This window comes from Herbidospora mongoliensis, assembly GCF_001570545.1.
Classification (GTDB): domain Bacteria; phylum Actinomycetota; class Actinomycetes; order Streptosporangiales; family Streptosporangiaceae; genus Herbidospora; species Herbidospora mongoliensis.
The window spans coordinates 159,259-185,893 of record NZ_BBXD01000019.1 but is presented as its reverse complement, the minus strand read 5'-3'; the positions used below and the strand labels follow the sequence as shown (position 1 = coordinate 185,893).

General features: G+C 70.4%; 22 protein-coding genes and 1 pseudogene. 11 read left to right on the top strand and 12 right to left on the bottom strand.

Annotation, left to right across the window (positions count from 1 at the left end; genetic code table 11):
• Positions 1-104 precede the first annotated feature (104 nt).
• Positions 105-1,358 (top strand): C40 family peptidase, encoded by a 1,254-nt coding sequence (locus tag AW272_RS28645; RefSeq protein ID WP_083958764.1) that lies wholly within the window; start codon positions 105-107, stop codon positions 1,356-1,358.
• Here the strand turns inward: AW272_RS28645 and AW272_RS28640 are convergent.
• Complete coding sequence (locus tag AW272_RS28640) at positions 1,327-1,938, bottom strand: acyl-CoA-like ligand-binding transcription factor (protein WP_066371595.1); 612 nt, start codon at positions 1,936-1,938, stop codon at positions 1,327-1,329. The genes AW272_RS28645 and AW272_RS28640 overlap by 32 nt on opposite strands.
• On the bottom strand, positions 1,916-3,391 hold the full coding sequence (locus AW272_RS28635; RefSeq protein WP_066371594.1) for an MFS transporter: 1,476 nt from the start codon (positions 3,389-3,391) through the stop codon (positions 1,916-1,918). The genes AW272_RS28640 and AW272_RS28635 overlap by 23 nt, the downstream gene beginning before the upstream one ends.
• A gap of 77 nt (positions 3,392-3,468) precedes the next feature.
• Between AW272_RS28635 and abmR the strand changes: the two genes are divergently transcribed.
• From abmR to phoH2, 8 genes are all read left to right on the top strand, one after another.
• Positions 3,469-3,978, top strand: coding sequence for an ATP-binding transcription factor AbmR (gene abmR, locus AW272_RS28630; protein ID WP_066371593.1), 510 nt, complete (start codon positions 3,469-3,471; stop codon positions 3,976-3,978).
• A 273-nt stretch (positions 3,979-4,251) separates the two neighbouring features.
• On the top strand, positions 4,252-6,039 hold the full coding sequence (locus AW272_RS28625) for a phosphoenolpyruvate carboxykinase (GTP) (protein ID WP_083958780.1): 1,788 nt from the start codon (positions 4,252-4,254) through the stop codon (positions 6,037-6,039).
• A gap of 193 nt (positions 6,040-6,232) precedes the next feature.
• Positions 6,233-7,210, top strand: coding sequence for a TIGR04222 domain-containing membrane protein (locus AW272_RS45330; protein WP_066371590.1), 978 nt, complete (start codon positions 6,233-6,235; stop codon positions 7,208-7,210).
• Entirely contained in the window at positions 7,200-8,021 is an 822-nt protein-coding gene (locus tag AW272_RS44545) for an MbnB/TglH/ChrH family RiPP precursor modification enzyme (RefSeq protein WP_245657766.1), read from the top strand. The genes AW272_RS45330 and AW272_RS44545 overlap by 11 nt, the downstream gene beginning before the upstream one ends.
• Positions 8,022-8,147: 126 nt before the next feature.
• Positions 8,148-8,522 carry an SCO6045 C-terminal-like domain-containing protein gene (locus tag AW272_RS44540; RefSeq protein WP_066371579.1) on the top strand — a complete coding sequence of 125 codons (375 nt, stop codon included), beginning with the start codon at positions 8,148-8,150 and terminating at the stop codon, positions 8,520-8,522.
• A gap of 88 nt (positions 8,523-8,610) precedes the next feature.
• Positions 8,611-9,123 (top strand): hypothetical protein, encoded by a 513-nt coding sequence (locus tag AW272_RS28605; RefSeq protein ID WP_245657765.1) that lies wholly within the window; start codon positions 8,611-8,613, stop codon positions 9,121-9,123.
• A 57-nt stretch (positions 9,124-9,180) separates the two neighbouring features.
• On the top strand, positions 9,181-9,942 hold the full coding sequence (locus AW272_RS28600; RefSeq protein WP_066371575.1) for an isoprenyl transferase: 762 nt from the start codon (positions 9,181-9,183) through the stop codon (positions 9,940-9,942).
• Between the two features lie 293 nt (positions 9,943-10,235).
• Positions 10,236-11,510 (top strand): RNA 5'-3' helicase PhoH2, encoded by a 1,275-nt coding sequence (gene phoH2, locus AW272_RS28595; RefSeq protein WP_218011113.1) that lies wholly within the window; start codon positions 10,236-10,238, stop codon positions 11,508-11,510.
• On the opposite strand, the gene AW272_RS28590 is transcribed toward phoH2, so the two are convergent.
• Genes AW272_RS28590 through AW272_RS28580 form a run of 3 tightly spaced genes read right to left on the bottom strand, consistent with a single transcriptional unit; the run spans position 11,507 to position 14,123 of the window.
• Entirely contained in the window at positions 11,507-12,034 is a 528-nt protein-coding gene (locus AW272_RS28590; RefSeq protein WP_157518848.1) for a hypothetical protein, read from the bottom strand. The two genes, phoH2 and AW272_RS28590, sit on opposite strands and share 4 nt — an antisense overlap.
• Positions 12,031-13,452, bottom strand: a complete 1,422-nt coding sequence (locus AW272_RS28585; RefSeq protein ID WP_066371569.1) for an ATP-binding protein — start codon at positions 13,450-13,452, stop codon at positions 12,031-12,033. Before AW272_RS28585 ends, AW272_RS28590 begins: the two co-directional genes overlap by 4 nt.
• Positions 13,449-14,123, bottom strand: coding sequence for a response regulator (locus AW272_RS28580; protein ID WP_061298466.1), 675 nt, complete (start codon positions 14,121-14,123; stop codon positions 13,449-13,451). Before AW272_RS28580 ends, AW272_RS28585 begins: the two co-directional genes overlap by 4 nt.
• Before the next feature lie 322 nt (positions 14,124-14,445).
• Between AW272_RS28580 and AW272_RS28575 the strand changes: the two genes are divergently transcribed.
• Positions 14,446-15,078, top strand: coding sequence for an aggregation-promoting factor C-terminal-like domain-containing protein (locus AW272_RS28575; RefSeq protein WP_245657764.1), 633 nt, complete (start codon positions 14,446-14,448; stop codon positions 15,076-15,078).
• A 66-nt stretch (positions 15,079-15,144) separates the two neighbouring features.
• Entirely contained in the window at positions 15,145-17,043 is a 1,899-nt protein-coding gene (locus AW272_RS28570) for a glycosyltransferase family 2 protein (RefSeq protein WP_066371566.1), read from the top strand.
• Here AW272_RS28570 and AW272_RS28565 read toward each other — a convergent pair.
• The 7 genes and pseudogenes from AW272_RS28565 to AW272_RS28530 form a co-directional block, all read right to left on the bottom strand.
• Positions 17,040-18,026, bottom strand: coding sequence for an alpha/beta fold hydrolase (locus tag AW272_RS28565; protein ID WP_218011106.1), 987 nt, complete (start codon positions 18,024-18,026; stop codon positions 17,040-17,042). The genes AW272_RS28570 and AW272_RS28565 overlap by 4 nt on opposite strands.
• A 59-nt stretch (positions 18,027-18,085) precedes the next feature.
• On the bottom strand, positions 18,086-19,945 hold the full coding sequence (locus tag AW272_RS28560; protein ID WP_066371563.1) for a helix-turn-helix domain-containing protein: 1,860 nt from the start codon (positions 19,943-19,945) through the stop codon (positions 18,086-18,088).
• Positions 19,945-20,709, bottom strand: coding sequence for a 3-hydroxybutyrate dehydrogenase (locus tag AW272_RS28555; RefSeq protein WP_066371562.1), 765 nt, complete (start codon positions 20,707-20,709; stop codon positions 19,945-19,947). The genes AW272_RS28560 and AW272_RS28555 overlap by 1 nt, the downstream gene beginning before the upstream one ends.
• A gap of 11 nt (positions 20,710-20,720) precedes the next feature.
• On the bottom strand, positions 20,721-22,160 hold the full coding sequence (locus tag AW272_RS28550; RefSeq protein WP_066371559.1) for a class II fumarate hydratase: 1,440 nt from the start codon (positions 22,158-22,160) through the stop codon (positions 20,721-20,723).
• A 33-nt stretch (positions 22,161-22,193) separates the two neighbouring features.
• Entirely contained in the window at positions 22,194-22,931 is a 738-nt protein-coding gene (locus AW272_RS45325) for a serine/threonine kinase C-terminal domain-containing protein (RefSeq protein WP_066371557.1), read from the bottom strand.
• A 1,698-nt stretch (positions 22,932-24,629) separates the two neighbouring features.
• Positions 24,630-25,289: pseudogene (locus AW272_RS46130) on the bottom strand (serine/threonine-protein kinase); the annotation flags it as partial.
• 103 nt (positions 25,290-25,392) lie between these two features.
• The gene (locus AW272_RS28530) at positions 25,393-26,580 is read right to left on the bottom strand and encodes a serine/threonine-protein kinase (protein WP_066371552.1); all 1,188 of its coding nucleotides are present in this window, start codon (positions 26,578-26,580) and stop codon (positions 25,393-25,395) included.
• Between the last annotated feature and the right edge of the window lie 55 nt (positions 26,581-26,635).

Genomic DNA, 26,635 nt, shown 5'->3' with positions numbered 1-26,635 from the left:
AATCCGCCGGAGAAGCGCGCTCCGGCGGATTTTGACTTCTCGGATCTCATTGGGCAATCTCGTGGAACGGGACAGCCCAATGAGTCTGCGGAGGGAGTGGTGGCGTGCCCGACGGGCGACTGCGGGTCGGACACCTCCTCAAGGAGGCCCGCCAGGATCTCGCCTTCCGGCCCCGCCTCCGCCGCCCTCAGTTCGCCAGGAGGGCGATCCCGGTCATCGGCGTCGCGCTCGCGGTGGTGCTGATCACCGATTTACTCGTGCTGGCCGGGCTCGACGTGGTGCAGGAACGGGCCGCCCTCGACGTCCGAATCCCGCCTGTCGCCGGTGACTACGTCGCGGCCAGTGGGCAACTTCCCACCAACGCGGTCGCGCCGCTGGGCAAGCTGTCCCGCCCCCACCTCTTCGTCGTCGCCCCCAAGACGCTCACCCCCGGCCAGGTCGGCAAGGTCCGCGGCCAGAAGGGCGTGCGGAGCGTCGAGATCGCCGACGCGGCCGACGTGAACCTGGGCGGCTGGCGGGTGCCGACGATGGGCGTCGACCCCTCGACGTTCCGGAAGTTCACCCCGAAGACCACCGCCGCCTCCGACGAGCTGTGGACCAACGTGGCCGCCGGCGACGTCGTGGTCTCCTACGAACTCGGCCAGGAGGGCGGCCTCAAGCTCGGCGACGACGTCCGCAGCCCCGGGGCGGAGCTGCGGGTGGGCGCCTACGCGACGGTCGGCATGGGGTCGATCCACGCCGTGGTCTCCCACGACACCGCGACCAGGCTCGGCCTGCCCCACGGCAACGCCATGGTGGTGAGCGCGCCCAGCGTCGACTCGGCCAAGCTGCGCAAGGCGCTGCTGAAGGTGCTGCCGGGCAGTCAGATCGCCACCATCAACCCGGTCGTGATCGCGCCGCCGCGGCAGCGCGGCATCGCCCGGCCGCAGCAGGTCGTGCAGTGGCCGGCGTCGGCGCTCATGACGAGCCCGCAGACCCAGACCGCGCTGCAGGCGGCGGCCTCGAAGCTCGGCAGTCCCTATGTATGGGGCGCCGAAGGCCCCAACACGTTCGACTGCTCCGGCCTGGTGCAGTGGGCATTCGCCCAGGCCGGCATCAAGATGCCGCGGGTGACCAACCAGCAGTGGGCGACCGGCCCGCAGGTCTCGCTCGCCCAGGCCCAGCCGGGCGACCTGCTGTTCTGGCGCAGCGACCCGACCAACCCGGGTTACATCTCCCACGTGGCCATCTATTGGGGCGACGGCAAGATGCTCCACTCGCCGCGTACCGGCGACGTCGTGAAGATCGTGCCGATCAACATGCGCAACCTCGCCGGAGTCGTGCGGGTCAGCCCTCAGGTCGCGGCGCGGGTTCGATAGGCAGCCCCGCCTCCAGCAGCGCGAACGCCTCGTCGATCATCTCGGCGAAGCCCAGGTCCTCCTCGGACGTCGCCCAGGTCTGCAGCACCGGGATGATCGTGCCCATGACGGCGCCGATGAGGACGCGCACCTGGAACGAGCCGGGGTCGGCGCCGGTGCGCCGGGCGATGCCCTCGGCGAGCAGGTCCATCGTGTCGAGCATGTTCTGGAAGATCCGGGCGCGGATGGCCGGGATGCTCATCTGGAGGCGGGATCGGGCCCTGATCTGGCCGAGTTCGTTGTCGGGGATGCCCCGCATGGCCTCGCCGAAGGCGTTGCGCAGGGCCCTGACGGGGGGCACCTCCGGCGGCTGGGCGGCCAGCCGGTCGAACAGCAGCGGGTCGTAGTCGTCTTGGATGACGATGTCTTCCTTGGTGGGGAAGTAGCGGAACAGGGTGCTGGGCGAGACCTCGGCGGCGTCGGCGATCTGCTCGATCGTGGTCGCCTCGTAGCCCTGCTCGGCGAACAACCGCAGGGCGTGTTCCTGGATCGTCCGCCGAGTCTTCTCCTTTTTGCGTTCACGCAGTCCCGGCGAGTTCATGGGTCGATTCTCCCGCCGGTTCAGCTGTGGCGGAACGCATGAAGGTGACGATCAGCAGCGCGGCGAGGGCCATCAGGCCGCCGCAGGTCCACAGCACCGCGTCCATGGCGTCGCCGAAGGCCGCGCGCCCGGCCCCGGCCCACTCCGGGACGCGGACCGCCGTCGCCACCGAGTCGCGCACGGCGGCGGGGGCGGTGGCCGGGAGCGCATGGGCGTACACAGAGGAGAGAATGCTGCCCAGCCCCGCCACACCGAAGGCGCCGCCGGTCTGGCGCAGGGCCTGGAGGACGCCGCTGCCCATGCCGGTACGCTCGGGCGGCAGCAGCGCGAGCAGGCCGTCCATGGCTGGGACCATCGTCAGGCCCACTCCTGCGCCGGTGATGACGAGCCAGGTCGCCGTGTACGGATAGTCGCCCGGCAGCACCGCCCCGGCCATCAGGCCCAGCGCCAGCAGGGACAGGCCCGCGCCCATGATGACCCGCAGGCTGAGGCGCTTGATCAGGCGTTCGCCGATCAGGCCGCCGGCCATCAGCCCGGCGACCATGGGCACGATGCGCAGGCCGGTGCCCATGGCGTCGAACCCCTGCACCGCCTGGAGGTAGAGCGGCGCGACGAACAGCACGCCCATCATGCCGAGAGAGACCACGGTCGCGCCGAAGGCGCCCCAGACGAAGGTGCGGTCGCGGAACAGCCCCAGGTCCATCATCGGGGCCTTGGCGCGGGCCTCTACTCGTACGAACAAGAAGAGGAGCAGGAGCCCGGCGGCGATGGTGCCGAGCACCATCGGTGAGCTCCAGCCCCTGGTCGGCGCTTCGATGACGCCGTAGACGAGTGCGGCGAGGCCGGCGACCGACAGCAGCGTGCCGGGCACGTCGGTCCTGCGGGCGGTGGCGTCGCGTGACTCGGGCACCAGGAACACCACCGCGACCAGCGCGATCGCCACCGCGGGCAGGTTTATCAGGAAGATCGAGCCCCACCAGAAGTGGTCGAGCAGGTAGCCGCCGACGATCGGGCCGAGCGGCAGGCCCACGGCCATGCCGCCGGTCCAGACGGCGATGGCCCTGGCCCGTTCGGCGGGCGGGAAGATCGTCGGCAGGATCGACGTGGACAGCGGCATGATCAGCGCGGCCCCGGCGCCCATGAGCGCCCGCCCGGCGATCAGCCAGCCGACCGAGTCGGCCAGCATCGCGATCGCCGACGCGACGCCGAACGCCGCCAGGCCCGCGAGCAGCAGTTTCTTGCGGCCGAGCCGGTCGCCGAAGACCCCGGCGGGCAGCAGCAGGGCGGCGAACACGACGAGGTAGGCGTCGACGATCCACTGGAGATCGCCGGTGGTGGCGCCGAGGTCGACGGCGAGGGTGGGCAGCGCGACGTTGAGCACGGTCGCGTCGAGCCCGATCACGAGGACGGAGAGAACGAGGGCTGAGAGCGCCCACCATCTGGAAGTCACCATAATTTGATAGTAGCTCTCAAAAAGTTGTGACTGTCAATATCGACCTGAGTCGAACGCAACGATGTAATATTGATTACATGACTGCAGAAGCCGAGTGGTTCGCCCACCGCCTCCCCGAGAACTGGTTCACCGAGCGCCCCGAGGTCGTCGTCGACCGCGAGGAGATCACCGTCGTCGGCGCGCTGCCGCCGCTGACCGTCACCGAGGGCCTGCCCGACGCCGAGCGGGCCGCCGCCGAAGACGGCTACGTCGACCGGTTCCGCGAGGAGACCCGCGAGCGCCGCATCGAGATCGCCCGGCAGGCCGAGCACAAGTTCCGGCGCAAGGTGGCCTGGGGCGTGAAGATCGGTGGCGAGACCGTGATGTTCACCACACTTTCCGTTCCGGTCATGACCCGGCTGCGGCAGAGCGAGCGGCAGGTGCTCGACACACTCGTCGCCGCGGGGGTCGCCCGCAGCCGCTCCGACGCCCTCGCGTGGTGCGTCCGGCTGGTTGGCCGCCACACCGACACCTGGCTCGCTGACCTGCGAGATGCCCTCCAGGCCGTCGACCGGGTGCGCGCCGAGGGCCCCGGCGGAGTGGACTGAACCAATTCACCGAATGGTCTGGACCATTCACTTTGGCCTATACCAATGTTTAGTACGACAACGATGGGTTAGGGGTGGTCGGCACAAATTTGAAATGGTTCGTCATGGGTACGCTTCTCTCATCACCCAGCTCGCTGACCTGCGGTTGTGGTGACGAATATCGCGCGTTTAACAGTGCAGAAACGTACTGGTCTACGCCAATTGGATTTACCGGGTATTCGTCGCGGATGATGAATTGGCCCCGACGTACATTAAGGAGCCGCCCTCGTGTCCGTGTCACTGCAGCTTTCGCATCCGACCACTCACTCCGAGCTGGCCGCCTGGGTCAGCGAGATCGCGGAACTCACCGAGCCCGACCGGATCGAATGGTGTGACGGCTCCGAGGCCGAATGGACCCGGCTCACCAACATGCTCGTCAGGAAGGGCACCCTGACCCGGCTCGCGGCCCGGCCGAACAGCTTCCACGCCGCCTCCGACCCGTCGGACGTCGCCCGCGTGGAAGACCGCACCTTCATCTGCTCGGAGCAGGAGGAGGACGCCGGCCCCACCAACAACTGGATCGCGCCCGGCGAGATGCGGCGGACCTTCGGCGAGGTCTTCAAGGGCTCGATGCGCGGCCGGACGATGTACGTCGTCCCGTTCTGCATGGGCCCCCTCGGCGGCTCGATCTCCCAGTTGGGCGTGGAGATCACCGACTCGGCCTACGTGGCCGTCTCGATGAAGGTGATGACCCGCATGGGCGAGGAGGCCCTGCGGCTCATCGAGGAGCGCGGCGACTTCGTGAAGTGCGTCCACTCGGTGGGCGCCCCGCTGTCGTCAGGTCAGCAGGACGTCGCCTGGCCGTGCAGCGACACCAAATACATCAGCCACTTCCCGGAGACCCGCGAGATCTGGTCGTACGGCTCCGGCTACGGCGGCAACGCCCTGCTCGGCAAGAAGTGCTACGCCCTGCGGATCGCCAGCACGATGGCCCGCGACGAGGGCTGGCTGGCCGAGCACATGCTGATCCTCAAGCTCACCCCGCCCAACGGGAAGACCCGCTACATCGCGGCGGCCTTCCCGTCGGCGTGCGGCAAGACCAACCTGGCCATGCTCCAGCCGACCATCCCGGGCTGGAAGGTCGAGACGATCGGCGACGACATCGCCTGGATGCGCTTCGGCGACGACGGACGCCTCTACGCGATCAACCCGGAGGCGGGCTTCTTCGGGGTCGCGCCCGGCACCGGCCAGACCACCAACGCCAACGCGATCAAGACGCTGTGGGGCAACAGCATCTTCACCAACGTCGCGCTGACCGACGACGGCGACGTCTGGTGGGAGGGCCTGACCGACGAGCCGCCCGCCCACCTGACCGACTGGCGCGGCGAGTCCTGGACGCCCGACTCCGGCGAACCAGCGGCCCATCCGAACGCCCGCTTCACCACGCCGGCCCACCAGTGCCCGACGATCGCCCGCGAGTGGCAGGACCCGAAGGGCGTGCCGATCTCGGCGATCCTCTTCGGGGGCCGCCGGGCCACCGCGGTGCCGCTGGTCACCGAGGCCCGCAGCTGGCAGCACGGCGTCTTCATGGGCGCCAACGTCGCCTCGGAGAAGACCGCCGCCGCCGAGGGCAAGGTCGGCGAACTGCGCCGCGACCCGTTCGCGATGCTGCCGTTCTGCGGCTACAACATGGGCGACTACTTCGCCCACTGGCTCGGCGTCGGCGAGACCAAGGGCGCGAAGCTGCCCCGGATCTACTACGTCAACTGGTTCCGCAAGGACGCGGAGGGCCGCTTCGTCTGGCCCGGCTTCGGCGAGAACAGCCGGGTGCTGAAGTGGATCGTCGAACGCCTCAACGGCCAGGCCGAAGCGGTCGACACCCCGATCGGACGGCTGCCCGTCAAGATCGACACCGAGGGCCTGGACATCGCGGAACAGGACATGGAACTGCTGCTCAGCGTCGACCGCGAGGTCTGGCGCGAGGAGGCCGCCCTGATCCCGGGCCACTTCGAGACCTTCGGCGACCACCTGCCCGAAGGACTCTGGGAGGAATACCGGGCCCTGGTCGCCAGACTGGGTTGACCCACGAGCAGGAGTCCCGCCAACGGCGTCGGGATTCCCCCCTTTCACGCGGGCGGCCCGCGCCTCGGCGGAGGTGCGGGCCGTCTCGTGCTGAAGGTGGAGAAAGCCGCCCGTATTTAGGCTGATGCGCGAACCAGGACGCCCGTGGGATCGTCTAATCGGACGAAACTCTGGAGTCTCCCCTGGAGGCGGCATGGGCTCCCTTTTGCTCTTCATCTCCGCGATCCTCGCGACGGTGCTGGTCTCTCGTCAGGCGCGACGGGTGAAGAAGGAACAGCGCCGGGTCAAGTTCGGCGGGCACCCCATTCAGCATTCGCTGGATCCCTACTCCCTGGCCTTCCTGGCGGGCGGCCCGCGCCGGGTCGTGAACACCGCGGTCGCCGTGCTCGTCTCCCAGGGGCGGGTGCGCATCTCCCGCGACGGCACCGTGACGGCGGTCCGGGGAATGTCCGGCGCCCCCGCCGAGCGGGTCGAGCAGGAGGTACTCGACCTGGCCGCCGGGGTCAACGGCCGTCCGCTGGCCGACATCCGGCGGACCGTCGCCGTGGGCCCGGCCCTCACCGGCATCGACTACGGGCTGCGCGGCCAGGGCCTCGTGGTGGCCGACTCGGCGCTCAACTCCGCCCGGCGGGCCAACACCAGGCTGCGCTGGCTGATCGCGATCCCCGGGCTGCTCGTGCCGGTCAGCATCGTGACGATGGCGCTGGGCTGGTTCGACTTCGTGGTCTGGAACGTGCTGACCCTCGTCCTGTCGCTGCTGACCTGGATCATCGCGATGGCGTCGGCGGCCGGCAACGCCAAGGAGAACCGCAGCGTGCTGACCCAGGCCGGGCACGCCGCGCTCAGGGCGGCCCAGGCGCGCCACCCGCGCACCCGTGAGCTCGCCTACGCCCACAACGGCGGGAACGACAGCACCATCGCCCTCTACGGGCTGGCGATCTACACCGGGCCCGGCCACGCCGAGATACAGCATGGCGGTGGCGGCGGCTGCGGCGCGGGCGCCTGCGGCGGCGCGGTGGGCTCCGACTCCGGATGGGGCTCCGGCTCCGACTTCGGCGGCGGCGATTTCGGCGGCGGTGGCGGCAGCGACTCCGGTGGTGGTGGCGGCGACTCCGGCGGCGGGTCGAGCTGCGGCGGCGGAGGCTGTGGTGGTGGCTGCGGTGGCAGCTGATCCTCCGGCCGATCGTCTGGGCGTGGGGATCGGCTGGCGGTCGGAGATCGACCTGACCGTCGAGCACCTGCCCGGGGTCGAGTTCACCGAGGTCGTCGCCGAGCAGGTCAACCCGGAGCGGGTGCCCGAGTCGCTGCGGCTGATGCGTGAGCGGGGGATCCCGGTGATCCCCCACGGGGTCGCGCTCGGTCTCGGCGGCGCCGAACGGCCCGACCTGGCCCGGCTCGACCACCTGGCCGCGGCCGCCCAGGCCCTCGGGTCGCCGCTGGTCAGCGAACATCTCGCGTACGTCAGGTCGGGAGACCTCGAAGCCGGGCACCTGCTGCCGGTGCCGCGCACCCGCGACGCGCTCAGCGTGATCGTGGAGAACGTGCGCATCGCCCTCGACTGCCTGCCGGTGCCGCTGGCCCTGGAGAACGTCGCGGCCCTGTTCGGCTGGCCCGGCGACGAGCTGACCGAGGCCCAGTTCCTCGGCGAGCTGGTCGAACGCACCGGGGTGAAGCTGCTGATCGACGTGGCCAACCTCTACACCAACCAGGTCAACCTGGGGTTCGACGCGGTCAAGGCCCTCGACGCGCTGCCGCTGGAACACGTCGCGTACGTCCACGTCGCCGGCGGCCACGGCCACGGCGACGTGTGGCACGACACCCACACGGCCTCCCCGCCGGAAGAGGTGCTCGACCTGCTGGCCGAGCTCTGCGCCCGGCACCGGCCGCCGGGGGTGCTGCTGGAGTGGGACGCCGACTACCCCAGCGACGCCGTCCTGTCGGAGGAACTCGACCGGATCAGGGCGGCGATGAACCGTGGCTGACACTCACGCCCGACCGGCCGGCCGCACGCCCCGGCCGGCGGGCTTCAAGGCGGCCGTGAACCGTGGCTGACTCCTGCGCGCTGATGTGGAAGCCGCGGTCGACCGGCCTGACCGTGGTGCTGAGTCATGTCTGACCCGCGTGCCCAGCTCGCCGACCAGCAACGGGCCCTGCTGGCCGCCCTCGTGGCCGGGGCCGCGCCGCCCGAGGGGTTCGACGCCGAACGGCTGCGCATCCAGGCGGGCAGTCTGATCGCCAAACGACGCGGGCTGGTCGCCGTCGCCCGGCCCGACGTCGTCCAGGCGCTCGGGTCCTCCTTCGGCCGGGAGTTCCAGGGGTACGCTTCCGGCCGCCCGAAACCCCAGGGCGGTTCGCGAGCCGACGCGGCGGCTTTCGCCGAGTGGGTGCGGTCGAGAGGGCTGCTGCCCGAACCGCCGGAAGCGCCGCAAGAACAAAAGCGGCACTGGTGGCGACTTACCCCAAAGAGGGATCAATCCCGGTAGGACCGGTTTGGCGAGGTGTGCCCGGGATACCCTCTGTGGCGTGGGTGGACTACGGTGCGTTGATGGGTCATACCTGACGGTTGATCCCGTGGCATGCCGCGACAGCGCCGGAGTGCCCTACGAGGTCACGCTGGAGCTGTTCCGCGACGGGGTGGCCTACGGCTCGGTCGGGGAGCGCTGCGGCTGGTTCCTGGCCCGGCTGGCCCGGTCGGTGGCCGAGGCCCGGGAGTCCCAGGTGGCCTGGGACGACCCCGACGACCGGTTCCCCGGTGACGGCGACGAGGGGGAGCTGTTCGGGTTCCGCTATCGCAGCCGTACCGACATCGTGGGCGGCGGAGAACTCCGCTGCCAGGTCAGGCTCATCCCGATCTGGGTGCCCGCCAAGGGCGTCAAAGGACGGTGGCGGCTGATCAGGCGGGCATATGTCGAGGCGTGGGGCGCCTCGGGCGCCGGGTTGCGGGCGATAGTCACTTCGGGAGAACTCCTGATGTTTCTGAGTTCTGTGGTGACTGAGGCAGAAGTCCGGCTTGGCACCCAATATGGGATGGAACGTAACAGCTCCCTCATTTCGGGAGCGGGGACCGCATCGCGCCCCCGATAATTGTTTGACCATGCCTGTCATGCGACAGCGGGCTCAAGCGAATCACCGGGGGGCGTCATGGGCGTGCGGGATCTTGTTTACAAGGTGTACGAACGCCGGCTCGAACGAAAGCTCACCTCGGTACAGGCGCCCCGCCATGTCGGCGTGATCGTCGACGGCAACCGCCGCTGGGCCCGCTCGAACGGCCACGAGGACGTCCGCCACGGCCACCAGAAGGGCGCGGACAAGATTTCCGAGCTCCTCGCCTGGTGCAAGGAGGCCGGCGTCGAATACGTCACCCTCTGGCTGCTCTCCACCGACAACCTCTCCCGGGACAAGGGAGAGCTCGAACCTCTCCTCCAGGTGATCGAGAATCTGGTCGGTGACCTGGTCGAACAGGGTTGGCACGTCAAGCCGATGGGGTCCCTGGACCTGCTGCCCGACCACACCGCCCATGTCCTGAAAAATGCTAAAGAAGCAACATCACACCGACCTGGGCTGATTGTGAACGTTGCCGTTGGGTATGGAGGAAGACGTGAGATCGCTGATGCGGTGCGCTCCCTCCTCCAGGAGCACGCGAGCAAGGGCGCGAGCATCGAAGACCTCGTGGAGGTCCTCGATGTGGAGCACATCGCCGAGCATCTCTACACGCGTGGCCTGCCCGATCCGGATCTCGTCATCCGGACCTCGGGAGAGCAGCGACTCTCTGGATTCCTGCTCTGGCAGAGCGCCCACTCCGAGTTCTACTTCTGCGAGGCCTACTGGCCAGACTTCCGCAGAGTGGACTTTTTGCGGGCACTTCGCGCCTACGCCGCGCGTAACCGTCGGTACGGATTCTGAAACGGCATGTGAACACCCCCTTTCGGCAAGGATTGGAGCGTTGGCGCAGGGGGATTCAGGACGTACCGTAAGGAGTGAGCATCCACGCTCACCTCGGGAGAGGGCCCGTTCTTGCGTCTTGATGACTTCGCAGGTGGGGCCGGTTCCCGGTTCCCCCTTCGGGGCGTCCGGGCCCGGTCCGTTCACCACCAGTCAAGGCAGGGCGCCGACCCCAGGCGCCCGGGGGAGAACGCGTGGCATTGTCCAACCCGTCCAAGTCCGGTCACTCGCCTGGCACCTCCCGGCGCACGTACATCCTGGACACCTCTGTCCTGCTCGCCGATCCGGCCGCACTGAGCCGGTTCGACGAACACGAAGTGGTGCTCCCGGTCGTCGTGATCACAGAGCTGGAAGGCAAGCGAAACCATCCCGAGCTGGGATACTTCGCTCGTAAAGCCTTGCGATTCCTGGACGATCTGCGTGTCCAGCACGGCCGCCTCGATGAGCCGATCCCGATGGGCGAGGGAACCATACGGGTCGAGCTCAACCACAGCGATCCGTCCGGCCTTCCGGCCGGCTTCCGGCTGGGCGACAACGACACGCGCATCCTGACCGTCGCGCAGAATCTGGCCTCCGAGGGCCTTGACGTCGTGCTGGTCTCCAAAGACCTGCCGATGCGGATCAAGGCCGCCTCGATCGGCCTCACCGCCGAGGAATACCGGGCGGAGCTGGTCGCCGAATCCGACGAGACCTGGACCGGCATGGCCGAGCTCCAGGTCACCGCAGAACATGTGGAGGCGCTGTTCGAACACGGCGGCACCGAACTGGAAGAGGCGCGCGAACTACCGACCCACACGGGTCTGCGGCTGCTGACCAGCAAGGGTTCCGCACTCGGACGGGTGCTCCCGGACAAGTCGGTGCGCCTGGTGCGCGGCGACCGCGAGATCTTCGGACTCCACGGCCGCAGCGCCGAGCAGCGCATCGCGCTCGACCTGCTGATGGACCCGGAGATCGGGATCATCTCGCTGGGCGGACGGGCCGGCACGGGCAAGTCGGCGCTGGCGCTCTGCGCGGGCCTTGAGGCCGTTCTCGAACGCCGCCAGCACCGCAAGGTCATCGTCTTCCGCCCGCTCTACGCGGTCGGCGGCCAGGACCTCGGCTACCTGCCCGGCAGCGAGAACGAGAAGATGGGTCCGTGGGCGCAGGCCGTCTACGACACCCTGGGCGCGGTGACCACGCCCGAGGTGATCGAGGAGGTCCTCGACCGGGGCATGCTCGAAGTCCTGCCACTGACCCACATCCGCGGCCGGTCGCTCCACGACGCGTTCGTGATCGTCGACGAGGCGCAGTCGCTGGAACGCGGCGTGCTCCTGACGGTCCTGTCGCGCATCGGCGCCAACTCGCGGGTCGTGCTGACCCACGACGTCGCCCAGCGCGACAACCTGCGGGTCGGCCGGCACGACGGTGTGGTGGCGGTGGTGGAGAAGCTCAAGGGCCACCCGCTGTTCGCCCACGTCACCCTGACGCGTTCGGAACGGTCCCCGATCGCCGCCCTGGTGACCGAGATGCTGGAAGACATCACGCCTTAACGAGGAAGCTGCCGGCCCGGGGCCGCGAGGTTCCAGTACTCGCGGCAGGTGTGCTCACCGTAGGACACCGGGCCGGTGGCGTCCGTTCTGGTGATCTTCACGGCCCAGATGTCCTGCCGCTGCCGCATGGCGGTGCAGGTCATCTGGGCCTGCGCCGTTTTGGTGATCGGCCGTCCGCCGCTGACGAACAGGGACAGCCGGAAGCCGTCGGCGTTGTCGGGGTCGTTGCGCACCGCCCCGAAGCGGGTGAGCTGGCTGGTCTGCCAGGTCAGGCCGTTGAGTTCGCTGGTCAGGCCGAGGGTGGAGCGGGTGCCCGCCTCGAAGAGGGCGGCCATCACGTTGTCCATCGAGTGGGAGGCCACCGCGACGGAGCTGGGCTCCAGCTTCCCGTCGCGCAGCAGGTAGACCGTCGCCACGGCCGCCTTCGGGCTTATCACCGGCGGCGGGCCGCCGTCCTGGACGCCGGTCGAGGTGACGCCGCACGCGGCGACCAGCAGCAACAGACAACACAGCCATCGGGTCATGGGCGCGGTATCCACAACGTGAACTGGGTGCCGGGGTCGGCGAGCTTCACCGTGATCGTGCCCCGGTGCAGTTCGGCGTTGGCCTTGGCTATCGACAGGCCCAAGCCGCTGCCGCCCGAGCGGGCGCGGTTGGCGCCGGTCTTGAAGAAGCGGTCGAAGACGTGGGGCAGGTCCTCGCGGGGGATGCCGGGGCCGTGGTCGCGGACGCGGACCTCCAACCCGCTGGGCAGGACCTTGGCCGACACCGTCACCGGCCGTTTGCCGTGTTTGAGCGCGTTGCCGACCAGGTTGGCGACGATCACGTCGAAGCGGCGCGGGTCGACCTGGTAGGTCAGGCCGTCGGGCACCCGGAGGGTCACCTGGTCGGTCCAGCCGCGGATCTCCAGGCACTCGGTCAGTTCGTCGCCGACGTCGACGATCTCGCGGCGGAGCACGGCCGCGCCGGAGTCGAACCGGCTGACCTCGATCAGGTCGTCGACCAGCGAGCGCAGCCGCTCGATCTCGGCGACCACCAGGTGGACCGCCTGCCCCGCGTCGGCCGGCAGCCGTTCGGCCTCGTCGGAGAGCATGTCGGTGACGGCGGTCATGGTGGTCAGCGGGGTGCGCAGCTCGTGGGAGACGTCGGCGACGAACCGCCGCGACATCGCCTCCAGCGAGGACAGCTCCTGGACGGTCTTCTCCAGCGCCTCGGCCGTCTCGTTGAACGTGGCGGTGAGCTCGGCAAGTTCGTCGCGGCCGTGGACCGGCAGCCGGGTGTCGAGCCGGCCGGCGCCCAGGGCGCGGGCGGCCTCACCGAGGCGGCGTACCGGAAGAAGGACCTGGCGGGCCGACAGCAGCGCGACGGTGAGCGCCAGGACGATGGTGAGCGAGCCGGCCTGGAGCAGGGCGGCGCGCAGGTTGACGAGCACCCGGTCGACGTCGGTCATGGAGACGAACACGAAGACCGACATGCCGGTCGAGCGGACCGCGCCGCTGCCGGTCTCGCGTTTCACGTCGGTGCCGACCACCAGCGCCGGCTGGGCTCGGACCTCCATGGTGCGGTAGGCGATCCGGGTGCGGGCGGCGGCCCGCACGTCGTCGGGGATGTCGGCCGGGGTGACCTGGGCGCCCTCGGAGAACCTGGGTGGCTCCTGGCCGTATTCGACGATCACCTGGCGGTCGGGGCCGCTGAGGCTGGTGACCAGGTCGCGCAGGTCGTCGTCGGTGACGGAGACCTCGTTGGGCCACAGCAGGTCGCTGGTGCCGACGGGCAGGGTCAGCCGGTTCATCGTGTCGCGGACGTCCTCGACCGCGCTCGACTCGGCCCGGCGCAGCAGCTCGCCCCTGACGATCTGGTAGCCGATCCCGGCGACCATGAACGAGGCCGTCACCGCCACGACCGTGAAGGTGACGACGAGCCGCTTGCGCAGACTGCTCATGGGCCGCTGAAGCGGTAACCGAAGCCCCTGACCGTGTGGATGTAGACGGGGTCGCCGGGCGTCGGCTCGATCTTGGCGCGGATGCGCTGCACGCAGGCGTCGACGAGACGCGAGTCGGCCACGTGGGTGTGGTCCCACACCGAGCGCAGCAGGTAGCGCCGGTTGAGCACCTGGCCGGGGTGGCGGACGAGTTCCAGCAGCAGCCGCAGCTCGGTCGGGGTGAGGTGGACCTCGCGGCCCTCCAGGGTGACCTTCAGGGCGCCTCGGTCGATCATGAGTTCGCCGAAGGTGACGCGGTCGGTGGAGGCCGACTCCATGCGGCGCAGGATCGCCCTTATCCGGGCGTCGAGGACGCGGGGCTCGACCGGCTTGATCACGTAGTCGTCGGCGCCGGCCTCCAGGCCGACCACGACGTCGAGGTCGTCGCCGAGGGCGGTCAGCAGGATGATGGGCAGCGAGTCGAGTTTGCGGATCCGGCGGCACACTTCGACGCCGTCGATGCCGGGCAGCATGACGTCGAGGATGACGATCTCCGGCCGCCGCGCCCGGATGTGCTCCAGGGCCTCCTCGCCGGTGCCGAACGCGGTGATCGAGTGTCCCTGGCGGGCGAGTGCGAGCTCGAGTCCCGTGCGGACCGAGGGGTCGTCTTCAACGAGGAGGATGCCTGCCATCCGGTCATTATGCGGCCTGCCCGGACCGGAACAAGCTGGCACAAGGCGACGAAATAGTGTGTGACGAAAATCACAACAGCGAAGAAAGTCCTCGTTAGGGGCCTTTGTCTAAAGAAGTAGTCAAGCGGGTTTCGCGAATCGGTTGCGGACCACCCACCCCTACACGGCAAGCTCATAGGTCGTGAGTTCTGGTCAGCCTGTCAGGGAACGCCGCCCCGGGGCCCGTCGCGCCCGCGGCCCCGCGTCGCCGCCCACGCCCCCGCCGCCGTCCCAGCCGAGCTCGTCGGAGCCCCCGCCGCCACCCAAGCGGCACAAAGGCCCGTTGTTCACCCCCAAGCGCCTGATCGTGACCGGCGTCACGGTGGCCCTGATCGCGGGGTTCACCACCTTTCTCGTCAAAACCGCGGTCGAGAACTCCCAGCGGCCGCAGACGCCGATCGACATCCTCGGGTTCAGCCCCGACATCATCGGCAACGACCCGCGCGCGGACGCGCTGAAGGCCGACGCCGCCTCGGCCATGCAGGAGGCCGAGCTCGCCGGCGGCCGTAAGGGGCGCAAGGCCTTCGGCCCCGACGACAGCGTCGAGATCCCGAAGGAGGCGCCCGGTGGCGGCGGCTTCCTGCCGGCCGACTTCCCGCCGGGATCCAGCCCCGACCCCGGCTCCAACAAGGCCCTCGGCAAGCAGATGAACGCCGCCATGGGCTGGGAGGGCGAGTGGGGCTGCCTGGAGAAGCTCTGGGACAAGGAGAGCCACTGGAACGAGCGGGCGATGAACCGCTCCTCCGGGGCCTACGGCATTCCGCAGTCGCTGCCCGGCAGCAAGATGGCCGCCGCCGGCTCCGACTGGCAGACCAACCCGGCCACCCAGATCAAGTGGGGTCTTGGCTACATCAAGGGTCGTTACGGCTCACCTTGTGGCGCCTGGGGGCACAGCCAGCGAGTGGGTTGGTACTAGGTAAGGAATGGTCAGCCTTCGGCAAGGCTGAACCGCCCTTTGGCGCATTCCCCGCACGCTGAGGGAATGCGCCAAGGGCTGAAAGTCTCCGTCGCGGTCCCTGTCGGAAATGCCGGGCCCGCCGACGACTCGTTCGACGCGTGCGTGCGCTCGCTGCTGGAGCTCCCGCCGGACGACTATGAAGTGATCTTCGCGGACGACGGTTCGACCGACGGCACCCGCAAGCGCCTCGACGCCCTCGCGGCCACCCGGCCCAACGTGCGGGTGCTGCACCTGGACCGCACCGGCGACCCGGCCCACGGCCGCAACGCCGCGCTGTCGGTGGCACTGGGCGAGTACGTCTTCCTGATGAACGCCCACGACCGGCTGGAGCCGGGCGCGCTGGGGCGGTTGTTCGACCGGGCCAGGGAGACCGAGGCCGACGTCCTGGTCGGGCGGCTGACCGGCGACGGGCCGCCCGCCGCCGCGTTCACCCGTGACCGCGACCGGGCCGACCTGCTCCGCGACCGGTTGCTCAGCGCGGTGACCGCGCACAAGCTGTTCCGGCGCGAGTTCATCGAGACCTGCCAGCTCCGGTTCGCCGACCGGGCGCTGTCGGAGCAGGCGTTCGTGCTGCGGGCCTACCTGTCGGCGAAGGTGATCGCGGTGGCGGCCGGGCACGTGGTCTGCCACGTGGCGCCGGCGAACGAGCCCGAGCCGGGCGACTGGGATCTCGTCGCGGGGCTGAGCGCGATCATGGACATCGTCGACGCGCAGACCGAGCCGGGCGTCCAGCGCGACCGCATCGCCGCGCACTGGTTCCGCAGCGTCGCCCTGCACCGCCTCGGCCCCTCGTTCCTCGGCCTTCCGGCCGAGCGTCAGGAGCTTCTGTACGGCCACCTCAAGGCCATCACCGCCGCCCGGTTCCCCGGGACCCTCGACACCCACCTGCCGGTCCACCTGAGGGCCAGGGCGGCGCTGCTGCGTACCGGGGACGCGAAGGGGGTCGCCGACCTGGCCAGGGCGGCGCGCGGGACCCGGCTCGGGGCCGAGCTCGGCGACCTGCGCTGGGAGGGCCACGTGCTGTCGCTCACGCTGACCGCCGAGCTGCTCAACGCCGACGGTTCGCCGATGGTGTTCGCGGCCGAGGGCGACCGGGTCTGGTGGGTGCCGCCGTCGAAGGTCGACCGGCTCGACCCCGCCCTGCGCGAGATCACCGAGGCGGCCCACGAGGTGCGGATGGAGGTGTACGTCCGGCACTCCCAGACGGGCGAGATGCACTTCCTGCCGGTCACCGGCGAGGTCGAGCGGCTCCCCGTCGAGGGGGGCGTGCGGCTGCGCGCCTCGGGCGACGCCCGCTTCGACGTCGGCACCGCCGCCTTCGGACGGCCCCTCGACGCGGGCGTGTGGGAGGTGCACGTGCGGATGCGCGGCGTGAACCCGGCCAGGACCCGCGTCGGGCGTCCCGACCGGATCATCACCTCGGCCGGGATGATGGCGGAGTATCCCCGGCGGCTCGTGGTGCCCTGCTGGTCGGACAAGGGTGAGCTGAGCGTCTGCGTCGAACCCCGCTCGTTCGCCGAGTCGATCGCGCTGGTCTCCCAGGCGGCCACGGTGTCGGCCCACGAGGGCGCGGTGTTCGTGTCGGTCCCGGTGCCCTACGTGCCGCCTAACGGCGGCCCGTCGGCCGAACTGCTGCTGCGCCGGGCCGGCGGCAGGACCGTCGTGGCGCCGGCCCTCATCGAGCCGGGCGAGCCGGGCAAGTTCGCCGGTCAGCTCATCGCCAAGCTCCCCGCCGGACGCGGCGGCCTGACCCGGGGCTTCTGGCGGCCCAGGCTGCGCATGGACGGCAGCCTCGTCGACCTGCGCTTCGTCATCGAGACGCAGCGCGGGAAGGCGGTCGTGCGGACCCTGGAGACCCCACGCCCGCCCACCCGCTGGAAGCGGCTGGTCGCCGACATCAGGCGGCGGTACGGGATGGTCTAGCCGAGGTGCTTCCTCAGCGCGGCCTGGAACTCCGCGGGCTTCTCGATGTGCGGGCTGTGGCCGGCGTCGTCGATGACGACCTCGGTGTAGTCGCCGTACTCGTCCAGGAACGCCCGCGTCTGGGCGATCATCGGCTGCGCCGGGGTGCCGGGGGAGCCCGGGATCGCGCCGATGGCGCCCAGGTGGGCCAGGTCGAACAGCGAGGCGTCCGAGACGATCACGTCGTCGGCGCCCCGGAGCCACAGGATCGGCGGCTTCCGATCGATCCCGCTCAGGTCGATGCGGAAGTGCGCGGGCGACAGGGTGTTCAGCACGCCCCGGGTGCCGGGCCCGACGCCGGGCCAGTTCTCCGAAGGGGCCGCGTCGCCCGGGTAGTGGTCGTCGCCGATGCGCGTGGTCAGCATCGCGGCGACCCAGCGCTCCTCGTCGGGGACGGGGTTCTTCACGTACGTCGTCAGGAACACCCGCCGGGGTGACAGCGGGCCGTTGCCGGTGTCGCCGCCGGCCAGGGCCGCCACGAAGTCGGGGTTCGCGCCACCGGCGCCGCTGCCCGCGTGGTCGGTGTGGGTGACCGTGCCGGCGACGTCGTGGGTGCCGCCGAAGCCGTACGGCGAGACCGGGTTGACCAGCGTCACGCTCGCGACCACCGAGGGGCGGTCCATGAGCGCCTGGAGCACCACGCCGCCGCCCAGGCTCCAGCCGACCAGGTGCACCCGGTCGATCTCCAGCGCGTCGAGCAGCGCCAGCACGTCGTCGCTGTAGTCGCGCACCCCGCGCGAGGCGTCGACCGGCTCGGGGTCGGTGTCGCCGAAGCCGCGCAGGTCCACCGCGAGGGGGCGGCAGGTGTCGGCGAGGGCGTCGAGGGTGTCCTCCCAGAAGGCGCCGGAGGACACGTTGCCGTGCACGAACAGCACCGCTTCGCCCTGGGCGCCGGGCACCGACCGGACGTTCTGCGTCAGCCTCGCGGTACCGATTCGTTCCATGTTCATACTCACAACCTAAGGAGTGACGCCCGTCACGAACCATGGGCGTACGGCACATATCACCGGCGCGGCGGATGGCGGAAGGCACTACCGAGCCGCAACGCGAGCTGGATCTCCAGCGCCCGCTCCGGCTCCTGCCAGTCGTCGCCCAGCAGCCGCCCGATCCGGTCGAGCCGCTGGGTGACCGTGTTGACGTGGATGTGCAGCGCCTCGGCGGTCCGGGTGAGCTGCCCGCCGCACGCGTAGTAGGAGGCCAGCGTGTGGACGAGCTGGGTGCCCTTCCGCTCGTCGTAGTCGCGCACCGGCCCGATCGCGCCGTGCACGAACCCCGCCACGTCACGCCCCTCGCCGATCACCAGCCCGACGAAGCCCAGCTCTGCCGCGCCGGCGCCGTCGCCCGCCCGGCCCAGCGCCAGCAGCGCCGACGCGCACCGGCGGGCCTCCTCATAGGCGGCGGCCACATCGGACTCGGCCCGCGCGGCCCCTGCGGTGGCCGGACGGCCCAGGCTGGCCGACAGCTCGGCCGCCACCCGCTTGGCCGTCACGCCCGGTTTGTCGCCCGGCAGCAGCAGCACCACCTCGTCGCCGCGCGCGGTCGCCAGGCCGCCCGTCAGGGCCGCCTCCGACGACGCCCAGAACGCGGCCCGCTCCCGCTGCCCGTCGTGCCTGGCGGTCACCAGCACGTGAGGCTCTGCCAGGTCGAGCCCCAGGCGGCGGGCCCGCTCGGGCAGCCCGGCCAGGTCCGGCCGGGCGATCAGGTCGTCGAGCAGCTCGCCGCGCACCCGCCCCTCGGCGTCGGCCACGCTGCGGCGGAACAACAGCAGCAGCGCGGTGACCAGGGCGGCCCGCTCCAGGATGCGCCGGTCGGTGTCGGCCACCGGACCGGCCGTGCGCAGCACCAGCGTGCACAGCGGGGCGCTCTCCGAGCCGCCCACGTCGACCGACGCGATCAGGTTCCGGCCCCGCTCCACCGATCTGCCCAGCGCGCGGGAGGCCCGCGCCGCGTCCGGGACGCTCGGGTCGACGTCGGCGGGGTCGCCCACCAGGGGTTCGCCGGAGCCGTCGAGCACGGTCAGCCGGCCGCCGATGACCTCGGTGACCACCGCCGCGACGTCCTCCACGCCGCCGCCGCGCAGCACCAGGCCGGTCATCCGGTCATGGGCGTCGGCGGCCCGCTCGATCGCGGTCGAGTGGTTGCGGATCAGCCGGTTGGCGTCGCTCAGCTCGGTCAGCGCGGCCCTGGTCTCCTCCAGCCGCCGGGCGGTGTCGATGGCGACCGAGGCGTGCGCGGCCAGCGACGACAGCAGCGCGATCTCCTCGCGCGCGAACGGCCTGGCCCCCCGGTCGGCCGCGAACAGCACGCCGATGACCTGGCTGCCCAGCCGCAGCGGCACGCCCAGTATCGCGACCAGCCCCTCTTCTGTGACCGCGTCGTCGATGCTGATCGCGCGGCGGAACCGCTCGTCGGCGAAGTAGTCGGAGGTCGCGTAGCCCTCACCCGTCTGGGCGACCAGGCCGCCGAGGCCGGTGCCGGGAGGAAGTCGTACAGCACGGAACCTGGCGGTGATGACGCCGTCGGTGACCCGCATGTAGGTGTCGCCGCGCTCGGCGTCGTTCAGCGTCAGGTAGGCCACGTCGGTGCCGAGCAGACCGCGCGCCCGGTGCACGATGGCGGCCAGGACGGCGTCGAGGTCACGCAGGCCCGCGAGGTCCTTGGCGGTGTCGAACAGCGCCGACAGCTCCGCCTCCCGGCGGGCCCTCCTGCGCATGACGGCCCTGATCCGCAGCGCGGCGACCTTCTCGCGCTCGAGTTCCTCCAGCGTGGCCGCGTCGGCCCCCGCCGCCCGCGCTTGGAGCACCGGCCCCTCGAACTCCACGGCCGAGGCCTCCCTGGCCAGCAGTTCCAGGAAGACGTTCATTAACGCGCGCTCCAGCCTCCGTCGAGTGGAATGGACACCCCCGTGATGAACGATCCCGCAGGGCCGCACAGATAGGCGACCATCTCGGCCACCTCTTCGGGTTCGACCAGCCGCTTGATGGCGGCCGGTTGCAACATGATGCGCTCGACGACGTCCTCGGGCGAGATCCGGTGCGCCTCCGCCTGCGCGGCGATCTGGTCCTCGACGAGCGGTGTGCGCACATACGCCGGGCAGACACACGTCGAGGTCACGCCGTAGGGAGCCCCTTCGAGGGCGATCACCTTCGACAGCCCTTCGAGCGCGTGCTTGGCCGTCACATAGGCCACTTTGAAGGGCGAGGCCCGCAGCCCGTGCACCGAGGAGATGTTCACCACCCGGCCCCACTTGTTGCCCTTCATGTACGGCAACGCCGCGCGAACCAGCCGGAAAGGCGCCTCCACCTGCACCGACAGGAGCCGGGAGAAGATCTCCGGCGGGAACTCCTCGATGGGCGCGACGTGCTGGAACCCGGCGTTGTTCACGATGATGTCGGCTTGGCCGGCGTAGTCGATGAGCGGCCCTGCTTCGAAGGCGGCGGGATCGGCGAGGTCGGCCGTCACCGCTACGCCTCCGATCATGGCCGCGGTGTCGGCCGCCTCAGGTTCCCGCAGGTCGGCCACGACCACCCGGGCCCCCGCCGCCGCCAGTCTGATCGCGCAGGCGCGGCCGATGCCGCTGCCCGCGCCGGTCACCAGAGCGGTCCGCCCGGCGAGGTCTTCCGTCATGGGGCCCGAATCTACGCGTCTGGGACATTGTCGCCCATGTGGGGCTCCGACATAGCGGGCTTCTCCGATATGTGTCCGGTCATGGGGAGCACGTCGAGAAGCTCGTTGAGCTGTTCCTCGGTGAGCGTCCCGTTGGCGACATGGTCGCGGGCGATGACGACCTCACGGATGGTCTTCTTCTCCGCGAGAGACTGCTTGGCGATGCGGGCGGCCTCCTCGTAACCGAGGTACCTGTTCAGCGGGGTGACGATTGAGGGGGACGACTCGGCGTACTCCCGCAGCCGCTCCTCGTTCGCGGTGATGCCGTCTACGCAGCGGTCGGCGAGCAGCCGGGAGACGTTCCCCAGGAGCCTGACCGACTCCAGCAGGTTCCGCGCGATCACCGGCATCTGGACGTTCAGCTCGAACGACCCCGAAGCCCCCGCCATCGTGATGGTCGCGTCGTTCCCGACGACCTGGGCGGCGACCATCGTGACCGCCTCCGGCACGACCGGGTTGACCTTCCCCGGCATGATCGACGACCCCGGCTGGAGGTCGGGCAGGTTGATCTCGCCCAGCCCCGTCCGAGGCCCGGAACCCATCCAGCGCAGGTCATTGGCGATCTTGTTGAGCGAGACGGCGACGGTCTTCAACACGCCGGAGAGCTCGACGAGGGCGTCTCGGCCGCCCTGGGCCTCGAAGTGGTTCCTGGCCTCGGTGAACGGCAGCCCGGTGGTGCGCGAGATCTCCGCGATCACCTTGCCGGCCCACTCGCGGTCGGGGGTGTTGATGCCGGTGCCGACGGCCGTCCCGCCCAAGGGCAGCTCGGCGACCCGGGGGAGCGCCGACTGGAGCCGCTCGATGCCGAGCTCGATCGCGCCCGCGTAACCGCCGAACTCCTGGCCGAGGGTGACCGGGGTGGCGTCCATGAGATGGGTCCGCCCCGACTTCACGACGTGCGCGAACTCGGTGGCCTTGGTCTGGAGGGCGGTCTCCAGGTGCTCCAGCGCCGGGGTGAGCCGGTGGCAGACCTCGATCACGGCGGCGACGTGGATCGACGAGGGGAACACGTCGTTGGACGACTGGGCGGCGTTCACATGGTCGTTCGGATGCACCGGACGACCCAGCCGTTCCTCCGCGAGGGTCGCGATCACCTCGTTGGCGTTCATGTTCGACGAGGTTCCCGAACCGGTCTGGAAGACGTCCACGGGGAAGTGCTCGTCCCACCGGTTAGCGGCGACCTCACCCGCCGCCTCGGCGATCACGGCCGCCATGTCGGCCTCCAGCAGGCCGTAGGAGGCGTTCACCACGGCGGCGGCGGCCTTGACCGTGCCCAGCGCGGAGATGTGCGCCGGCTCCAGCCCTCTCCCCGAAACGGGGAAGTTCTCCACCGCACGCTGCGTCTGCGCCCGCCACTTGGCCAGGTCGGGGACCTCGACCTCGCCCATGGAGTCATGCTCGATGCGCGTCATACACCCCAGTCTGTCCCCAGACGGACGAATGATTCAGTTGGGGTCGCGCTGGAACCTGAGCGAGGCGAAAACGGTGTCCTTCAGCTTCTTGGCCTTGGCCCACTCGGCCTCGGGGGCCGAGTAGTAGACCGCGAACGCACCGGAGTCGGGCACATCCACCCACCTGGCGATGACGTGGACCAGCCCATCCTTGCCCTCGTAGGCGTACTCCCACTCGGCGGTGTCGGCCCCCGTGTAGGGGGACTCCTCCAGGGGGGCGATCCGGATGAGCGCGTACCCCTCGTAGGGCTGCTTGGCCTCGGCGGCCTCGATCGCCTTCAGCAGGTCTCCGGAGATGTCGACCTTGGCCACCCGAACGCTGGCCTTGCCCCTGGCCGCGAAGGTGACCTGGGTTCCCTTCTCCGTACGACCGAAGCCCGCCGGAACATCGATCGTGAAACCCTCACCCTGCTGCCGCTTCATGCCCTTGGCCGGAGCGGGGGCCGGCGGCTCCGGGGCGTAGGTGGCGGCCGTCGGGCTCGGCGGGATGATCCGGCCGGCGGTAGGCGTCCGGGCGGCACTGTTGGCCCCGAACGCCGAGACGGCGACGATGGCGAGCGCCACGCACGCGACGAATGCCAGCACCAGCAGCAGGACCAGCCTGCTCTTGCTACGAGGCTTGCCGGGGGGCGGCGGGGGCGCGGCGCCCTGCATGGAGAAGATGTCGGTGCCGAGGCCTCGGGGGACGGCCTGGGTGGCGTTCGGGTCGCCCTGGTAGCCGGGCAGGTTCATCGGGTAGTTGCCCTGGGCCTGCGGGGAACCGGGGTTGCCCTGGCCAGGGGGGTAGCCCGGCTGACCCTGGCCCGGAGGGAAGCCGGGCTGACCTTGGCCTGAGGGGAAGCCGGGCTGACCCTGGCCTGGAGCGAAGCCGGGCTGACCTTGGCCAGAGGGGAAGCTAGACGCACCTTGGCCAGGAGCGAAGCCGGGCTGGTTTTGCTGAGGGAAGCCGGGCTGGTTCGGGCCGTGGGGGAGCGGGGGCGGGTAGCCGCCTTGACTCTGACCCGCCGGTGGGGGTGCCCACTGCTGCTGCGGAGGGTGCGGCGGCAGCGGGAGCGCCGAAGGGGGAGTGACATCGGAGTCGATCTCGGAGCGACGGGTGCCCGGGTCGGGCGGGTAGACCCGCCTACCGGGGAGCTGTCCCTGTATGACGGTGACGTCATCAGCCAGCCCGGCAGGATTGTCGGCGTCCGACTTCACGACCACGACGGTCTGATCACCGGGGACGGCAGGCCGACCAATACGAGTGGCGTCGGGGTCCTCGAAGTCATCCGCCCCGGGGCCACTCGCACCGGGGGCACCTGCACCCCAACCACCTGCACCGGGACCGCCAGAACTACTCGCGCCCGGACCGCCCGCACTGGGTCCGCCCGCACTACTTGCGCCCGGACCGCCTGCACCGGGATCGCTTCCCGAACTGCCCGCGCCCGGACCACCTGCACTGGAGCTGCCAACGCCCGGAGCACCTGAGCCCCAAGTGCCCGCGTCCCAACCACTCGCGCCGAGGTCGTCTGCACCGGGATGAGCGGAAGCATCCCCATACGGTTGACCTGTGTGCGGAGGCTGCACGCCAGGCTCCGAAGCGCCTGATCCGGATCCGCGGTCGGCAGAATTTGGACCTGTGCCAGGTCCGGAAATTTCGGCATCTGCTCTTGGACGTGCACCTGCGGAATCCGACCTGAAGGCCGAACCCGCACCACTTGCCGAACCCGCACCACTTGCCGAACCCGCCCCGCCTGCCGAACCCGCCCCGCCTGCCGAGCCTGGCCTGCCTGCCGGACCTGCCCCGCCTGCCGAGCCTGGCCTGCCTGCTGAAGCTGCCCCGCCCGGCGAACTCGGCCCGCCTGCGGAGCCCGGCCCACCCGCGGAGCCCGGCCTGCTTGCCGAGCCTGGTCTGCTTGCCGAGGCTGGTCTGCCTGCTGAACCTGGCCCGCCTGCCGAACCTGCGGTATCGGGCCGTGAGCTCACAAAGCCAGATCCCGAAATATCGGGATCTGCCCACGTGGGATGAACGTCAGCGGGCACATTGCCTGCGCCTCCGCCCGCCCCGCCTGCTCCTGACGCCTTCGATCCAGCCTCAGATCCGGAAATTTCGGTACGCGGGCTGGTCGGCGCGGCATCTGTCCCCGGTGAGGGCACAGGGGTCGTCGTTCGGTTCGGGTCTCGTTCGTTGGTCGTGCTGCCCAGGACCGGTCGGGGGGCGCCGAACGGGCGGTCGACGCTGGGATCGGGGCCGCTGTCCCGGTAGGGCGACACCGCGTCCGGGGCGAAGGCTCCGCCTGTCGGGCGGGCGGAACCGGAAGAGCTTCCGGATCCCGCCGAGGGGAACTGCGTCATCGTCGGAGTGTCGGCGACGGCTCGCAGCAGGACGGAGGCCCGTTCGGCCGTGATGCGCTTGGTGTGGTCCTTCTCCAGCATCGCCTCGAGGACCGGGCGCAGCGGGCCCGCGTTCCGGGGCGGGTCGCAGACCTCGGTCATCAGGGCGGCGAGCGTCTCGGCTATCGATCGCCGCTCGTAGGCGGGGCGGGCCTCCACCGCGTAGTAGAGCGTCGCGCCCAGCGACCAGAGGTCGGATTCGGGGCCGGTGTAGTCGCCGCGGGCGCGTTCGGGAGCCGTGTAGCCGGGCGATCCGATGACCATCCCGGTCTGCGTCAGGGCGGAGTCGCCCTGCGATTTGGCGATGCCGAAGTCGGTCAGGACCACCCGCCCCGAGTGGGTGATCAGCACGTTGCTCGGCTTCACGTCCCGGTGCAGGATGCCGGACGTGTGGGCGGTGCGCAGGGCGCCGAGCAGGTCGGCGCCGATCTCGGCGACCAAACGTGGGGGCAGGGGGCCGTCGTCGTCGACGACCTGTTCCAGCGATCGGCCCTCGACGAGTTCCATGATGATCCACGGGACGCCGCCGACCTCGATCGCGTCGAAGATGGTCGCCACGGAGGGATGGTGCACCCGGGCCGCCGCACGTCCTTCACGGATCATGCGTTCGCGGAGTTCGGTGCGCTGCCCCTGGGTCAGGCCTGGGTCCTGGCGGATCTCTTTGACCGCCACGTCGCGCCCGAGCGTGCGGTCGACTGCACGCCAGACCGTGCCCATCGTGCCGCGCCCGAGGGGGGAGATCAGTTCGTAGCGCTCCGCGAGCAGCCTGCTCTGCATGACTAGAAAGATAGCGTCCTAGGCCTTGAGGAACGCTTTAGGTTCACTTGCGAAATTTCTTCGGCCAGAACCGGCGCGGCAGGACGATCCGAACGAAGTTCCAGAAGCCCCGGGTCAGCGGTCCGATGGGCACCTCGTAGCCGGCCGGCTTCCGGTGTGAGCCTTCGGCCGGCCGTCGCCTTTGTGCCGGTATGGGCACCGCCGTGTAAGCGCCGGTCGGATGGGGTTCGCGGGGGAGGACCTGCTGCTCCTGCGGCCGGGGCACGGCCGGGCGGTTCTCCGCCCGGTGCTGCCCCCGGTGGGCCGGCTTCCGCACGGGCGGAGGCGCGTAGCCGGGGGTGTAGCCGGGTCCAGGTCCGGGGCCGGGGTGCCGGACTGGCGGCCGGTGGGCCGCGATCGGCTCCTCGGCGGTGCCACCGGCGGCGATCCTGGCCAGCATCAACGCCGCCCTGACCCCGTCGAGCCGCACCGCGGGGTCGATCTGCAGCAGGCCGCGGAGCACCGGGGCCAGCGGGCCGGCGTTGTCCATCGGTATGGGGGCGCCGCTGGTCAGCGCGGCCAGCGCGGCGGCGGCCGTACGGCGGCCATGGAGGCCCCGGCCCTCGACGGCGGTGTAGAGAGTCGCCCCGAGCGACCACAGATCGGCGGCGGGGGAGGCCTTGTCGCCCAGGACGCGCTCGGGCGCGATGTAACCGGCCGACCCGAGCACGATGCCGGCCTGGGTAATAGAAACGTCACCTTCGAGTGCGGCCAGACCGAAGTCGGTGAGGACCGCCCGGTCGTCGGTGACGAGCACGTTGCTGGGCTTCACGTCGCGGTGGAGGATGCCCTTCGCGTGGACGGCGCGCAGCGCGCCGAGCACCTGGCGGCCGATCTCGGCGACCCGCACGGGGTGCTGCGGGCCGTGGGTCTTGACCAGTTCCTCGAGCGACTGCGCCTTGAGGAGCTCCATGACGATCCACGGCCGGTCGTCTTCGGTCACGACGTCATACACCGTGATCACCGAGGGGTGGGCGACCATCGCGGTGGCCCGGCCTTCGCGTTCGGTGCGGGCGCAGAGTTCGGCGCGCAGTTCCTCGTCGAGGACGAGCGGCAGCCGCACCTCCTTCACCGCCACATCGCGGTCGAGGAGTTCATCGCGCGCACGCCACACCGTGCCCATGCCGCCGCGGCCTACCGGCTGGACGAGCCGGTAGCGCGCGGCTAACTGGTATCCGGCTGGCGCACGCATGGGTGGCAGCTTACCGATTTGTGCCCTGGTGCCTGTAGAGACCGGGCCGATTCGT